Here is a 13,700-nt window from a genome sequence, read left to right as displayed (position 1 = left end):
ATGAAAAAAACTTTCATCAGCTTGGCCACCTTGGTACTGGCTTCCTTGTTCAGCGTTTCCGCCATGGCCAAGTTGCCAGCCCTCAGTGATGAGGCCAAAGCCAAGGCTGCTGAAGCGGCTGCCAAAACAGCTCACGGCAACAAAGTGGCTGACTTTCAATTGTGCAAGTCACGCGAAAAAGTAGCTGCCCACTATTACAAGACAGCCAAGTCAAGCGGCAAGCAAACCACACCCCCTGTGGCTACGCCGCCCTGTGCAGATCCGGGTCCCTTTGTGGCTGCACCGCCTGCTGCTGTAGCCTCGGCACCCGCCGCGGGTGCTAAACCAGCTGCGCCTGCTGCTGCACCCGCAGCCCCCGCCAAAAAATCCTAAGTTTTCCCTGATTTCTTCAGGCCAAAAGTCCCTCGCTGAATAAGCGTGGGACTTTTTGCGTTAGGCTCTCGTTTGCTTTATCCAAATCACCATGTCTTCTACTTCTTCTCTCAAACCCAGACTGACGAATGCGCGCGCTGAACTGACGCGACAAATTTCGGTGGTCAATGAATTTGGAGAACGCTCGCAAATCCACATTCCTGCGGAGCGAGCACTCACGGTGTATTTGGACAAGAAAGAATTGGTCACCCTCATGACCTTGGGGGCCAGCCCTGAATACTTGGTACTGGGTTTTTTGCTCAACCAGCGACTCATTCAATCGGTTGAAGAAATTGAATCCATCACAGTCGATTGGACTTTGGGCGAGGGCGAATTGGGCCAGCCAGGTGTAGCTGCCATCAAAACCCGCGAAGGCCTGAGTCAAGCCGGTCCTAAAACGGCTGCGCGCGTGGTCACCACCGGTTGTGGGCAAGGCAGTGTGTTTGGCGATTTGGTCAACGACATCGATCGCATTCAGTTGCCTGCAGATGCGCATATATCACAGGCCACTTTGTATGAGTTGGTCAATGCCATCCGCATTCAAGAAACAACCTACAAGTCCTCGGGCTCAGTCCATGGGTGTGCGTTGTTCCAAGGTGCCAACATGTTGATGTTTGTCGAAGATGTGGGTCGTCACAATGCCGTCGACACCATTGCGGGTTGGATGGCCATGAACGATGTCAGCGGTCAGGACAAAGTTTTTTACACCACAGGCCGTCTCACCAGCGAGATGGTCATCAAGTCGGCACAAATGGGCGTGCCGATTGCTGTGTCTCGCAGTGGCATTACCCAAATGGGTTTGGAGGTGGCCGAGCGCGTGCAGCTGTGTGCCATAGGCCGCGCCACCAACAAACGCTTCCTGTGCTTCAGCGCACTCCACAGAGTGAAGTGGCAGCCTGAGTTGGCTGAAGTTCATCACAAGCCTGCTTTGCATGACGCCTAAACTTGCAGGTTTAAATCCCATGACCTGGCAACGTGCAGTGCAATTGGGCTGGCGCAACCTTTGGCGTGACCTAAGGTCGGGTGAGCTCAATCTTTTGGTGGTCTCGGTGGTACTGGCGGTGGCTGCGCTCTCGGCCGTCGGGTTTTTTTCTGATCGGTTGCAAGCGGGTTTGTGGCGAGACGCACGCCAACTGATTGGCGGCGACGCGGTGGTGGTGAGTGACAAACCCACTGCAGAAAACTTTCTACAAAAAGCCAAAGAACTTGGACTTAAAACAAACGCTACGCTGAGCTTTCCCAGCATGGCCCGAGCGGACGACGCGCAAGGCGGAGAGACCAAACTGGTGGCACTCAAAGCGGTGTCTGAAGGTTATCCTCTCAGAGGCCAGTTGACCTTGTTAGGTGGTTCAAGTCCAGATACCTCCAACACAAAAACTTCGCAGGTGACGCGACAAGTTCCATCTGCTGGCCAGGCATGGGTTGATCCTGCCTTGTTAGATGTCTTGAACCTCAAGTTAGGCGACACATTGTGGCTGGGAGACAAGGCATTTCAAATCGGTGCCTTGATTGACAGAGAGCCAGACCGCGGCGCGGGCTTCATGAATTTCGCGCCTAGAGTCATGATCAATCAATCTGACATGCAAGCCACTGGCTTGATTCAACCTGCCAGCCGTCTTTCCTATCGCATGGCCGTTGCGGGTGATGCATCGCAGCGCAATGTACAAAACTTCATCACATGGGCCAGAGAAGAAGTAGCTAAGCCCGAAGTGCGCGGTGTTCAAGTGGAGTCGATGGAGAGTGGCCGTCCTGAAATGCGCCAAACTCTTGACCGTGCCGAAAAGTTCCTCAATTTGGTGGCCTTGTTGGCGGCGCTTTTGTGTGCTGTGGCTGTGGCGCTTGCGGCTAGAACTTTTGCAGCCAAGCATCTAGACGCTTGCGCGCTACTGCGTGTGTTGGGACAAAGCCAAAAAACATTGTCAATTGCGTATGCCTTTGAATTTATTACTGCGGGTTTGGTCGCCAGTTTGCTGGGCGTCATGGTGGGCTACGGCATTCACCACGCCTTTGTCTTTTTGTTGGCTGGGTTGGTTGATGCACAGTTGCCCGCCGCATCGGCTGCGCCCGCATTGCTGGGCATGGGCATGGGCTTGACCTTGTTGTTGGCGTTTGGATTGCCACCCGTTTTGCAGTTGGCCCAAGTGCCTGCGCTGCGTGTCATCCGCCGTGACATGGGCGGTTTGCAACCCGCCTCAGTGGGCGTTTTGCTTGCAGGTTTGTTAGGTTTTGCAGGCGCCTTGATGTGGGCCAGTCGCGATGTCAAATTGGGCTTGATGACGGTGGGTGGATTTGCCTTGGCCACACTCATGTTTGCTGGTGCCACTTGGTTGGCTTTGAAATTGTTGCGCAGGTGGGTGCCCAGCGATACAACACCGCGGTGGTTGTTGCTGGCCACTCGCCAAGTCATGGCCAGGCCGGTTTATGCCGTGGTGCAGGTCAGTGCTTTATCGGTTGGCTTGTTGGCGCTGGTGCTCTTGGTTTTGCTGCGTACTGACCTCATCAACAGCTGGCGTAAGGCCACGCCCGTCAATGCGCCCGATCGGTTTGTGATCAATGTTCAGCCCGATCAAACCGAGGCGTTTCAAAAGTCGCTTCAGCAAACGGGCGTTCAAAACTACGATTGGTACCCCATGATTCGGGGCCGTTTGGTGGCCATCAATGGCAAGACCGTCAGCCCGCAAGATTATTCAGAAGAACGTGCCAAGCGACTGGTCGATCGTGAATTTAACTTGTCTTCTAGGGCGGCCAAACCAGAGCACAACGCCGTAGTTCAAGGAACTTGGCAAGACAACGAAAAAGATGCGGTGAGTGTGGAGGTAGGCATTGCCCAAACCTTGGGTCTCAAAATGGGCGACCGCCTGCAATTTGACATTGGCGGCGTCTTGTCGGAGGGGCGCATCACTTCTCTGCGCAAAGTAGATTGGGGCTCGATGCGAGCCAACTTCTTTGTTATTTACCCTGTCGACAATTTGCCCAATGTGCCATTGAGTTACATGGCCGCCTTCAAAACGCCCGATGTGCCAGCGTTTGAGCGCAACTTGCTGCAACAGTTTCCCAACATCACTAGCGTCGACTTGCGCGCTTCCATCACGCAGATTCAAAAAGTTTTAGACCAAGTGATTCGAGCGGTAGAGTTTTTGTTTGCATTTACCTTGATGGCCGGTTTGTTGGTGCTCATGGCCGCTGTCACCTCAACCCGTGAAGAACGCAAACGCGAATTTGCCATCATGCGGGCTTTGGGTGCGACGGGTCGATTGCTGAGCCAAGTGCAAACCGCCGAGCTCATGGGTGTGGGTCTGTTGGCAGGATTTTTGGCCAGCTTGGTGGCCGAGCTGGTGGGCTGGGGCTTGGCCCGCTTTGTGTTTGAGTTTGAGTGGACGGCATCGCTGTGGGTGCCCGCAGCTGGCGCACTGACGGGTGCTGTGCTGGCGTGGCTAGCGGGCTGGTGGGGCTTGGCTGAAGTGCTCCGGCAACCTGTGTCGCAAACACTGCGTCAAGCTTCGGAATAATCAAGCGCCATGGCGTGGGTTTAGGACGGTGTGAGCAACACCACCAAAGCACCCGCGCCGCCCTCTGCGGGCTTAGCCTGAACAAAGGCCATGACTTGGTTCTTTTGCACCAGCCAGCTGTGAACTTTAGATTTGAGCACCGGCGTTTTGCCAGGCGAGCCCAAGCCTTTGCCATGCACCACACGAACACACCGAATGCCGTATTTGTGCGCCTCGCGAATGAAGGCGGTGAGTGCGAGTCTGGCTTCGTCGCTGCGCAGGCCATGCAAATCAATTTCTCTTTGAATGGCCCAATCGCCCTTGCGCAATTTGCGAGTCACTTCCGGGCCCACACTGGGCCTTCTAAAGCTGAGAGCATCGTCGGTATCTAGCAAGGTGCTGACATCAAATTCATCGCTTAGGGAATCTTGAACGACCTTGGCTTCATCTTTTTGCAACTGCGTGGCCACAGGGGCGCGAGGCACCTTGGGAATGTCTGCTTTGTTGCTGCTTGGTAGAACAGCCACTTGCCCCACGGCCCTGATAAACAGATTCTTTTCAGCTTCAATTCTTTTCAGTTCAGCCGCGCGCGCAGCCGCTTCAGCAGCTGCTTTGGCCTGCGCCTCGGCAATTTGCTTTTGAACGTGTTTGAGATCTTGAAGCGATTGAAATTTCACCCGCCAATGTTGCCACAAGGTCTGTGCAAAAAAGAGCTGGCTTACAAAACACCCTGTTCGGCCATGGAAAAGGCTTGTCCCGGCCCCACGATGACGTGGTCTAAGACCCGAACATCGACCATGTTCAAAGCCGTTTTCAGGCTTTGGGTGAGGTGCAAATCGGCAGGACTGGGGTGAACTGAACCACTGGGGTGGTTGTGGGCCAACACCACGGCCGCGCTGTGGTGGTGAAGCGCTCGGAGAACCACCTCGCGGGGGTAGACGCTGGTTTGGCTCAAGGTGCCTCTGAACAAGGTTTCCATACAGACCAAGCGGTGCTGTGAATCTAGAAACAGCATGGCAAATACCTCATGGGATTTGTGCGCCAAATGCAGTTGCAAGTAAAGCTGAACGCTGGCGGCGCTTTGCATCACTTCTCGGGTGCTGAGTCGCTGGGCCATGGCCCGTTTGGCCAATTCCATGACGGCTAACAACTCGGACTGTTTGGCGGGCCCTAAACCCTTGATGGCGCGCTGATTGGCGGGCGGCGTGAGCAGCAAGTTGGCCAGTCCGCCGCTGGCAAGCAGCATGTCTTGCGCCAATTGCAGCACATTGCGCCCAGCAATACCCGTTCTGAGGAGCAGGGCCAGAAGTTCTGTATCGCTTAAAGCGCTTGGGCCTCGGGTGAGTATTTTTTCGCGCGGGCGGGTGTCTGGGGGTAATTCTTGGAGATTCATGGGTTTTCTGACGAGATAAATGCCCCAGATGGCTGCTTTTTGGGGCGAAAGCCACAGAAGCTTTTTACAATGGCGCATTCGACTGATGGAGTCTGAACCCAATACCCTGCGCATGGGCTTGATTGGACTTTCATTGGCCTTCTTTGAATTGCGCCAGATGCGCGTTCAAAGTCCATTTTTCAAACTGAAGTTTTATGACCACTGTTCAAGCGGGCTCTTTTTTAACCTTGCACTACCGATTGGCTGGCCCTCAAGGCACGCTGATCAACACCTTTGAAGACAAGCCCGCCACCTTGTCTTTGGGCTCGGGTGAGTTGTCGCCCGGCATGGAAGAAGCTTTGATGGGTTTGGAAGAGGGCGTGCGCACCACCTTTGAATTGGCGCCTGGCGTGGCATTTGGAGAGCGCAACCCTGATATGCAGCAATGGGTGGCGCGCAAGCTGTTGGCGCAGTTGGGTGCTTCACAAGAGCACTATGTGCCAGGCGATGTGGTTCAGTTTCCAACGCCAGATGGTCATGGCACCTACGCTGGTGCGGTGATGCAAGTGGCTGAAGATGGCGCGGTGTTGTTTGACTTCAATCATCCGCTGGCAGGCCACCCTGTGACGTTTGAAGTGCATGTGATTGGTATTTTGTAAATCCTTTTTTGGCAAACAAAGGCAATTGATCAAGGCAATTGATCAAGGCAATTTAAAAAGGCAACTTTAAAAGGCAACTTATGGGCGTACAAGAAATTCTGTTGGCTGAACCTCGCGGTTTTTGCGCAGGCGTAGATCGTGCGATCGACATCGTGGAAGCGGCCATTGCCAAATTTGGCCGGCCCATCTATGTGCGACATGAGATTGTGCACAACACCTATGTAGTAAACGACCTTAAAACCAAGGGTGCCATCTTCATAGAAGAACTGAGCGATGTACCGCCCGGCGCCACTTTGGTGTTCAGTGCACACGGTGTGAGCAAAGCCGTTCAAGCCGAGGCAGAGGCACGTGGTTTCAATATTTTTGATGCCACCTGCCCCCTGGTCACCAAGGTCCATGTGGAAGTGGCCAAGCTTCACAAAGAGGGTTACGAGTTCATCATGATTGGCCACAAGGGTCACCCTGAAGTAGAAGGCACCATGGGTCAATTGCCCGATGGCATTCACCTGGTGGAAGACGTCCATGATGTGGTCAAGGTTCAACCTAAACAAACAGACCTGTTAGCGGTTGTGACTCAAACCACTTTGAGCGTGGACGATGCTGCAGAAATTTTGTTGGCGGTGAAGCAACGCTTTCCAAAAGTGCGCGAACCCAAGCAACAAGACATTTGCTACGCCACCCAAAACCGTCAAGATGCTGTCAAGCTCATGGCCCCCGAAGTGGATGTGTTGGTGGTGGTGGGTAGCCCCACCAGTTCCAACAGCAACCGACTGCGCGAATTGGGTTCGCGCATGGGCGCTGACAGTTACATGATTGACAGCGCCGACGAACTTCGAAATGAATGGTTTGAAGGAAAGCACCGTGTCGGTTTGACTGCGGGAGCCTCAGCCCCCGAAGTGCTGGTGCAAGATGTCATTGCGCGTCTTCGCGCATTGGGCGCCACCTCCATTCGCAAGTTGGACGGTGTGACCGAGACCATCAAATTTCCCTTGCCCAAGGGCCTAAAATTAAACGATGGCCAATGAGTTTTTGGCCACTTAAATCTTTTTCAAAATGTTAGACATCCTTTTGCTTCGTAAAGACCTAGATGCCGCCGTAGCGCGTTTAGAAACCCGTAAAAATCCCCAAGCGTTTTTGAATGTAGAAAAGTTTCGTGCTTTGGAAACAGAGCGCAAAACTTTGCAAACACGCACTGAAGAATTGCAAAGCCAACGCAACAATTTGTCCAAGCAAATTGGCATGCTGAAGTCCAAAGGCGAAAGCACAGACCAAGTGATGGCCGATGTGGCCAGCATCAAAACTGAACTGGATGCTTCTGCAATCCGTTTGGAAGCACTGCAAGCCGAACTCCAAGACATGTTGTTGGCTGTTCCCAACTTGCCCCACGAAAGTGTGCCTGTAGGTGCTGACGAACATGGCAACGTTGAAGTTCGCAAGTGGAGTGTCGACGGCAAAGGCCCCAAGAGCTTCGACTTTGAAGTCCGTGACCACGTGGATATTGGCGAAAAACTCGGCCTCGACTTTGATACCGGCATTAAGTTGTCGGGCTCACGCTTTACTTTCATGCGCGGCCAAATTGCCCGCATGCATCGTGCGCTGGCGCAGTTCATGTTGGACACGCAAACACAACAACACGGCTACACAGAGTGCTACACCCCTTACGTGGTGAATGCAGAAACTCTGCGCGGCACCGGCCAGTTGCCTAAGTTTGAAGGCGATTTATTTGCGGCCAAAAAAGGCGGTCAAGACGGCGAAGATGCGGCTGACAACCAGGCGCTGTATTTGATTCCCACCTCAGAAGTGACATTGACCAACGTGGTGCGCGATGAAATTTTGGCAGAGTCCGATTTGCCCATGAAGCTCACAGCGCACACACCGTGCTTCCGATCAGAAGCGGGCAGTGCAGGGCGTGATACACGCGGCTTGATTCGTCAGCACCAGTTCGACAAAGTCGAGATGGTGCAAATTGTTCATCCAGAAAAAAGCTACGAAGCGCTGGAAGAAATGACCGGCCATGCAGAAGCCATCTTGCAAAAGCTCGGCTTGCCTTACCGCGTCATGTTGCTGTGCTCTGGCGACATGGGTTTTGGTGTAACCAAAACTTATGACTTGGAAGTGTGGGTGCCAGCGCAAGGCACCTATCGCGAAATCAGTTCTTGCTCTAACTGCGAAGCATTTCAAGCGCGTCGTTTGCAAGCGCGCTTTAAAAATGCGCAAGGTAAGAACGAGTTGGTGCACACCTTGAATGGCTCTGGTTTGGCAGTGGGCCGTGCGCTGGTGGCGGTGCTTGAGAATTATCAGAATGCAGATGGTTCTGTGACAGTCCCTGAAGTGTTGCGGCCTTATATGAGCGGCGTAACAGAGCTGCGTGCTTAAAGGCTACTGATAGAATTTGCGGCAGTGACCAGCCGCAATGTGGAACGCAGGAGAAGTGGCAGAGTGGTCGAATGTACCTGACTCGAAATCAGCCAACTTCGTTCTCTATAGCGCATAAACACTAGCTTTTATCGGTTTTGTGCAGCTACACACGGACTACACAATTATCAGTTTTGGGAGTATCATTTTTCAATGATGCCTCAAATGTGTAGTCCAAATGACTGATAACAAACTCCCCCAATCTGTAACGATTCTTGAAGACAAAGTGCATGTCTTCATGCGTAGTGGTTCGCCTTTTTGGTGGTGTGGATTTCACTTCAAGGGCAAGTACATACGAGCATCAACAAAGCAGAAGCACCTTGAAGCTGCAAAAGCATTCGCTAAGGATTGGTACTTCAGCAAACAGACAGAGATTGCAAGTGGCGAGATTTCGTCTCCAAAGCATGAGTTTGGGAAGTTAGCAGACGAAGCACTTGCTAACTATAAAAGTATGTTTGTGGACAGAGGACAGCGTAGTCTGAAGACATACGAGGGCATTGAAGGCATCTTGAACTCTAGAGTCAAAGACTATTTCAAGAAAGTAGCTGTTCAGAACATCGACAACACAGCTTGGCACAAGTACAAAGAAGACATGGTCGCTACGTACCCAAGCATCAAGCGTGGCACTTTGCATCAGTACAAGAACGCTATCAGAATGGTCTTGAACTATGCGTTCAGACAAGGCATCTTGAAGCAGTTGCCACAGTTCAAAGATGAATACGACACAAAGAAGAACAACTCAACTAGAGCGTGGTTTACTGCACACGAGTACTCAAAGTTACATCGAACAATTGCTGCACATGCTGAGTATTTGAGTACAAGAGACAAGCTGCTGCATCAACATGCACTTGAACTCTACGACTATGTGATTTTTGGAACAAATACAGGAATGCGTGTTGGAGAGATGAATGCATGTCGTTTCTGCGATGTAAAAATCGTCAAAGAAAAGACAACTGACAAGCGAATCTTAGTCATCTCGAACATCAAAGGTAAACGAGGAATTGGGAACTGTCAGAGTTTTTATGGTGCTGTTGCTGCTTACGAGCGCATCTTGAAGCGTAGAGGAATGACTCACGCAAAAGCAAAAGACTCAACTGAGAAGTTGTTCTTGGTTCATCACAGAACAATGTTCAACAAGATTCTTGAGAAAACGAAGCTGAAGCACACGAAGACAACACCATCTACAAAGCGTGACTTTGTGTCGTTGCGTTCTACTTACATTTGTTTCAGACTGTTGAGAGGTGCACCAATCTACGAAATTGCGAACAACTGTCGAACATCAGTAGCGATGATTCAAGAGCATTACGCAAAGCAGCTTGGAGGGCAGTTAATGAGAAACATCAACAGACTTGGTTACGAAGATTGGGAAAGTGAACCTAATAAGTAACCAAAAAGAATTATGGCGGAGAGAGAGGGATTCGAACCCTCGGTAGGGGAAAACCCTACGCCTGATTTCGAGTCAGGTACATTCGACCACTCTGCCATCTCTCCACAAAAATGATTCTACTCGCAAACGCTTGTAGAGCGTTGTCGACAGACCTTCGCAGTGCAAGTGTGCATTGAGTGTGAAGGAAAAAATAAATAGTATGAAGCTGCAATTTCACTGCACACGCAACTTCACAGCACTTATATTGTCAGAATCAATAAACGTTTTGATTGTGATGAATAGGGGCGATGCATGGCAACTAAACAAGAACTTCGCAAGCGATTAGATGAACTCGCAAGTGAAGCAGACAAGCAGACACGATTGCACGATTCAGCAACACGAATGCTGTATCGAGGATTGGCAGAGCTATATGTGTGGTGGAAAGAAGCAAACGCATACGAAGGCTTTTTAGATGAACTCTATGACGAGTTCAACATCAGAACAAGAAATCAAGGCGAAGAAAACTTTGTTCGAGTCATCAGACTCATGTGGCGAATTGATTGGAGTGGAAGACGTTCACCTTCACTTCAAAAATGGAGTCAAGCACTGAGAAAAGTGCATCACGAAGTTGAAACAAACAAAAACAAATACAAAGCCAATACGATTGAAAACATCATCTTGTTTATTCAAGCAAGTGGTGGTGTCAATGGATTGATTGGCATCACTCAAGACTTGGCAAGTAAACAAGACATTGAAGTAGGTGCTAAGAGCAAAAGCAAAGCAAAACAGACACGAGAGCAAGAGAATGCATTGCTTCTAAATGCAAAGCATTTGGAACTCGCTGAAAAATACTTTGCAAACGATGCAAAACCAATCATCAGATTGGACTTGGGTGACCAACCAATCGTTACAAATGACAAAAGCTATGCACTTGCACTTGTGCGAAGAACAGCAGAATCAAAATATCAAATTCTCAGCATTACAGAGAACGATACGCTGATTACAGAAGCGATGATTAAGACGTACAAGCGTCAACAAGACTCAGCGCCTAAGACGCTTAGATTGATTTCAGAAGTGATACAGACGCAAGCCTTACCAATTGCATTTGAAAAACACAGACAAAGTCTTGCACCAAAGTCAAAAGTTCTCAACGAACAGAAGAAACCAATGAAGCAAATCAAACGATTGCTTTATAGGGCAAAAACTAAAGACTTCTTGCTCAGTGAAAACAGAACTGATTGCTCAGTCGTCACGATTGCAAAACCATTCGACTTTCCATTCAAAACTCAATCAGATACGTTCTTGAATGCAAACGACAGAACTTTCGTAGAGCAGCAGATTGTTCAAGCAAAAAATCTTTCATTCTTCGACATCGCTAGTGGGAAAGAAATTCTTGAAAACGAAGACGATGAAGTCAAAGCAACACACTTCATCATGTCAAAGTACAAGATTGATGGATATGTACGAAATCTATACTTTTATAGCTTGGACACATTAGCTGAGCAGAGTAAACAACAAGCAGACTTCAATCCAACTGCATCAGAACCTCTATGGGAAGCTGAAGTAGATGCAGCTTGGATCGCTTCATTTAATGCAAACTTTCTAAATCATTGGTTGCGAACATTTGGAGCAAGTGTTAACCAAAGAAGAAATCAGCTTTTAAGAGTTGACTTAACAAAATCATCTCTTGTGATTCATTACGATGGTGTTGGTGCTCATTTCGACAAGCAGTCGAAGGGATTGTTAGACCCAAGCGTTAAGAAGTCGAAAAAGAATTTGAAACTTACATTCTTATCAAAAGACTTGATACCAACTTTGAATGCATTAACTGAACAATCAATTGTTGGGCGAGTGAAGCTAATTGCAAACGAAGATGCACTTGGCTTCATTTATAAAACAGAGATTGCACAGTACTACATTGCAGTGCCAACAAGCAACTCAACAGGCAGACGAAAGAATGCTGCATTCGTTGGATACGGAGTTCCAAGTGGAAGATAAAGAAAACATTGAAAAACGTCTAAGGTCGATGACGAGCTACCTTCATGAAAAAACAGAATTGTTTACAGATTTGCAGTGGATGGAATTCATTCGCAGAAAAAAAACGTACGTTTCATCTAGTCATGCAATAAGGCAAATCAATGGTGATTTGAGTGAAATGAAAAAAACAGAAAAAGAGGCTAGTGAGTTAGTTGAAAAGAACTTAAAGAAAATTGGCATTTTTTTACTTGTTGCAATTGTTGGAAATTCAATTTTTAGTTTTTGGGAGCAGCAGACAACGATGAGTCTCATCATCATCTCAATGATGTATGTGATGTTCGTAGGGCTGATGAGAAAGATTGACCATCAAAGTTACTGCTTAAAAGAGTTGTCGATGAAAGCAGAGGAGAAGCAATACTCATTAATGAATCACGCTAATGGCATTGGGCATGTGAGATATCAACGTGAGTACGAGGAAATGCTGTTGAAGCAATGGACTGAAGATGCGTATGAAGAGGACTATGCAGAGTTGCTTGATAAAGCGCACGAATGTTCGATTGACATTGCTGTATTAAATTCAATGAATAGTCGTGAGTACTATGAAAAGGAAAATCAATGAGCATTGATTTATCTCCACGATGGGACGAGTTTGCAGTCTATTTGCCTGCAATTCAAGAGTGGTACTCGAAGAACGTTCATGCAAGTAAGAAGCTAGAGAAGTCAAGACCATTTCCAAATGGACTCAAGTTATCAGACCTTGATTACATGAATCCAAAGAGCAAACTGTGGCACTACAAGTATGGGTTGTACTCTGCAGGACAGTTCAAAAAACACGACACAAAAGAATGCTCTGTTTCGTTGAGAGACAGAACGCTAGATGCAAATGGGGAAAGTAAAACAATCATTCTTGGTGATAGTGGAGGTTTCCAAATAGGCATGGGGTCATTTAGTGGCACTGAGCACTTAAAGAAAATTAAAGATGCAAATGAAATGTGCGAAGCATGGAGGCAGTGTGGAGATGTACGTGACAACGTTGTAGATTGGCTTTGTGCAACGAGTGACTATGCGATGACGATTGACATGCCACTGTGGGTGCTTGTTTCTAAAACGTCTAAAAGTCCATTCAAGATTTGTAGCAGAGAGCAGTTGACTCAACTTACTATTGAGAATCTTGAACATATCAAGCAGAACAAACATGGCAAAACTAAGTGGCTTAACGTAATACAAGGCACTAATGAAGAGGATACAGAGTATTGGTGGAGTCGTGTTAAGAAGTACAAGTTCGATGGATGGGCACTTGCAGGTTCAGTAGGTTGGCGAGGTGGTCTTGACTCTGTTATGTACAACGTCTTGCGAATGCGAGACGATGGTGCATTTGAAGATGGACAAGATTGGATGCACGTACTTGGTGTTTCTCAGCCTACATGGGCTGTAATGTTGACAGCGATTCAGTTGAGTCTTAGAGAAAAATGCAACCCTAAACTTCGCATCAGCTATGACAGTGCAAGTCCATTTCAGACTGTAGGAATGGCGAGAAAACTGATTCGTTATCCCAAATTCACAAAAGATTTGAAGTCATGGGTGATGACAAGTCAGCCAAGTCCATTAAGTTCAAGTTATGCAGATGGTGGAAAGCAATTTCACTTTCCATTTCAGTCACCACTTGGCGACATGATGAACTTAGAGCACTTGAATGTTAAAAGTGGATTGTTTGAAAATAAACCAACAGACATATTTTCTGATTTGCTTTTGATGAATCACACTCTTTACGTTTACGTAAGAGCGTTTCTTGAAGCAAACGAAATGGTCTTCATGCGTCCATCAGAGGCAAGTTTATATACGCCACCTGAAATCATGGATGCTGTTGAAATAATTCACGACTTAATTACATCTGATAGTTGGATGGCTAAGTACAAGAAGCACAAAGACTACTTGAACAGAATCTCTAAAAAAATCAAGAAAGAATCAGAAGCTCCTTCAGCAGCAGTTGAAGATGAAGTTCGTTGAAGAAA

The 13,700-nt window shown here is 48.5% G+C and carries 12 protein-coding genes and 1 tRNA gene; 10 read left to right on the top strand and 3 right to left on the bottom strand.

What is annotated here, in order from left to right:
* The 3 genes from AMM03_RS04915 (at window position 1) to AMM03_RS04905 (ending at window position 3,920) form a co-directional block, all read left to right on the top strand.
* A complete protein-coding gene (locus AMM03_RS04915) occupies window positions 1-372 on the top strand; it encodes a hypothetical protein (protein WP_090129388.1) in 372 nt (123 codons plus the stop codon).
* A 91-nt stretch (window positions 373-463) separates the two neighbouring features.
* On the top strand, window positions 464-1,354 hold the full coding sequence (locus AMM03_RS04910) for a formate dehydrogenase accessory sulfurtransferase FdhD (RefSeq protein ID WP_090129387.1): 891 nt from the start codon (window positions 464-466) through the stop codon (window positions 1,352-1,354).
* Between the two features lie 19 nt (window positions 1,355-1,373).
* Window positions 1,374-3,920, top strand: coding sequence for an ABC transporter permease (locus AMM03_RS04905; RefSeq protein WP_090129386.1), 2,547 nt, complete (start codon window positions 1,374-1,376; stop codon window positions 3,918-3,920).
* A 20-nt stretch (window positions 3,921-3,940) separates the two neighbouring features.
* Here AMM03_RS04905 and AMM03_RS04900 read toward each other — a convergent pair whose 3' ends face one another.
* Together AMM03_RS04900 and radC are read right to left on the bottom strand one after the other, a co-directional pair.
* On the bottom strand, window positions 3,941-4,576 hold the full coding sequence (locus AMM03_RS04900) for a Smr/MutS family protein (protein ID WP_090130578.1): 636 nt from the start codon (window positions 4,574-4,576) through the stop codon (window positions 3,941-3,943).
* Window positions 4,577-4,617: 41 nt separating this feature from the next.
* Window positions 4,618-5,292: a RadC family protein gene (gene radC, locus AMM03_RS04895; RefSeq protein WP_090130577.1), complete on the bottom strand. Its 675-nt coding sequence runs from the start codon at window positions 5,290-5,292 to the stop codon at window positions 4,618-4,620.
* Between the two features lie 194 nt (window positions 5,293-5,486).
* Here radC and AMM03_RS04890 point away from each other — a divergent pair, with 194 nt between their 5' ends.
* The 4 genes from AMM03_RS04890 to AMM03_RS04875 all read left to right on the top strand — a co-directional run bounded on the left by AMM03_RS04890 (window position 5,487) and on the right by AMM03_RS04875 (window position 9,732).
* Entirely contained in the window at window positions 5,487-5,930 is a 444-nt protein-coding gene (locus tag AMM03_RS04890) for an FKBP-type peptidyl-prolyl cis-trans isomerase (protein ID WP_090129385.1), read from the top strand.
* Window positions 5,931-6,010: 80 nt separating this feature from the next.
* Window positions 6,011-6,955 (top strand): 4-hydroxy-3-methylbut-2-enyl diphosphate reductase, encoded by a 945-nt coding sequence (ispH, locus tag AMM03_RS04885; RefSeq protein ID WP_090129384.1) that lies wholly within the window; start codon window positions 6,011-6,013, stop codon window positions 6,953-6,955.
* Window positions 6,956-6,983: 28 nt separating this feature from the next.
* Entirely contained in the window at window positions 6,984-8,306 is a 1,323-nt protein-coding gene (serS, locus tag AMM03_RS04880; protein ID WP_090129383.1) for a serine--tRNA ligase, read from the top strand.
* 217 nt (window positions 8,307-8,523) lie between these two features.
* A complete protein-coding gene (locus AMM03_RS04875; protein WP_090129382.1) occupies window positions 8,524-9,732 on the top strand; it encodes a hypothetical protein in 1,209 nt (402 codons plus the stop codon).
* A 13-nt stretch (window positions 9,733-9,745) separates the two neighbouring features.
* Here the strand turns inward: AMM03_RS04875 and AMM03_RS04870 are convergent.
* Window positions 9,746-9,836, bottom strand: a tRNA-Ser gene (locus AMM03_RS04870).
* 187 nt (window positions 9,837-10,023) lie between these two features.
* Here AMM03_RS04870 and AMM03_RS04865 point away from each other — a divergent pair.
* From AMM03_RS04865 to AMM03_RS04855, 3 genes are read left to right on the top strand one after another with little or no spacing between them, the layout of a single operon-like run.
* A complete protein-coding gene (locus tag AMM03_RS04865; protein ID WP_090129381.1) occupies window positions 10,024-11,709 on the top strand; it encodes a hypothetical protein in 1,686 nt (561 codons plus the stop codon).
* Window positions 11,699-12,307: a hypothetical protein gene (locus AMM03_RS04860; RefSeq protein ID WP_194942783.1), complete on the top strand. Its 609-nt coding sequence runs from the start codon at window positions 11,699-11,701 to the stop codon at window positions 12,305-12,307. Before AMM03_RS04865 ends, AMM03_RS04860 begins: the two co-directional genes overlap by 11 nt.
* Window positions 12,304-13,695 carry a hypothetical protein gene (locus AMM03_RS04855; protein ID WP_090129379.1) on the top strand — a complete coding sequence of 464 codons (1,392 nt, stop codon included), beginning with the start codon at window positions 12,304-12,306 and terminating at the stop codon, window positions 13,693-13,695. Before AMM03_RS04860 ends, AMM03_RS04855 begins: the two co-directional genes overlap by 4 nt.
* The last annotated feature ends 5 nt before the right edge of the window (window positions 13,696-13,700 follow it).

This window comes from Limnohabitans sp. Rim11, from assembly GCF_001269365.1.
In the GTDB taxonomy this organism is placed as follows: Bacteria; Pseudomonadota; Gammaproteobacteria; order Burkholderiales; family Burkholderiaceae_C; genus Limnohabitans_A.
The sequence above is the reverse complement of the archived record's forward strand: the minus strand, read 5'-3'. Positions and strand labels throughout refer to the sequence as shown.

Bases quoted from the DNA above. Each gene is read 5' to 3' on its own strand.
- AMM03_RS04915 (WP_090129388.1), top strand. From the start codon at position 1: ATGAAAAAAACTTTCATCAGCTTGGCCACCTTGGTACTGGCTTCCTTG.
- AMM03_RS04910 (WP_090129387.1), top strand. From the start codon at position 464: ATGTCTTCTACTTCTTCTCTCAAACCCAGACTGACGAATGCGCGCGCT.
- AMM03_RS04905 (WP_090129386.1), top strand. From the start codon at position 1,374: ATGACCTGGCAACGTGCAGTGCAATTGGGCTGGCGCAACCTTTGGCGT.
- radC (WP_090130577.1), bottom strand. From the start codon at position 5,292: ATGAATCTCCAAGAATTACCCCCAGACACCCGCCCGCGCGAAAAAATA.
- AMM03_RS04890 (WP_090129385.1), top strand. From the start codon at position 5,487: ATGACCACTGTTCAAGCGGGCTCTTTTTTAACCTTGCACTACCGATTG.
- ispH (WP_090129384.1), top strand. From the start codon at position 6,011: ATGGGCGTACAAGAAATTCTGTTGGCTGAACCTCGCGGTTTTTGCGCA.
- serS (WP_090129383.1), top strand. From the start codon at position 6,984: ATGTTAGACATCCTTTTGCTTCGTAAAGACCTAGATGCCGCCGTAGCG.
- AMM03_RS04875 (WP_090129382.1), top strand. From the start codon at position 8,524: ATGACTGATAACAAACTCCCCCAATCTGTAACGATTCTTGAAGACAAA.
- AMM03_RS04865 (WP_090129381.1), top strand. From the start codon at position 10,024: ATGGCAACTAAACAAGAACTTCGCAAGCGATTAGATGAACTCGCAAGT.
- AMM03_RS04855 (WP_090129379.1), top strand. From the start codon at position 12,304: ATGAGCATTGATTTATCTCCACGATGGGACGAGTTTGCAGTCTATTTG.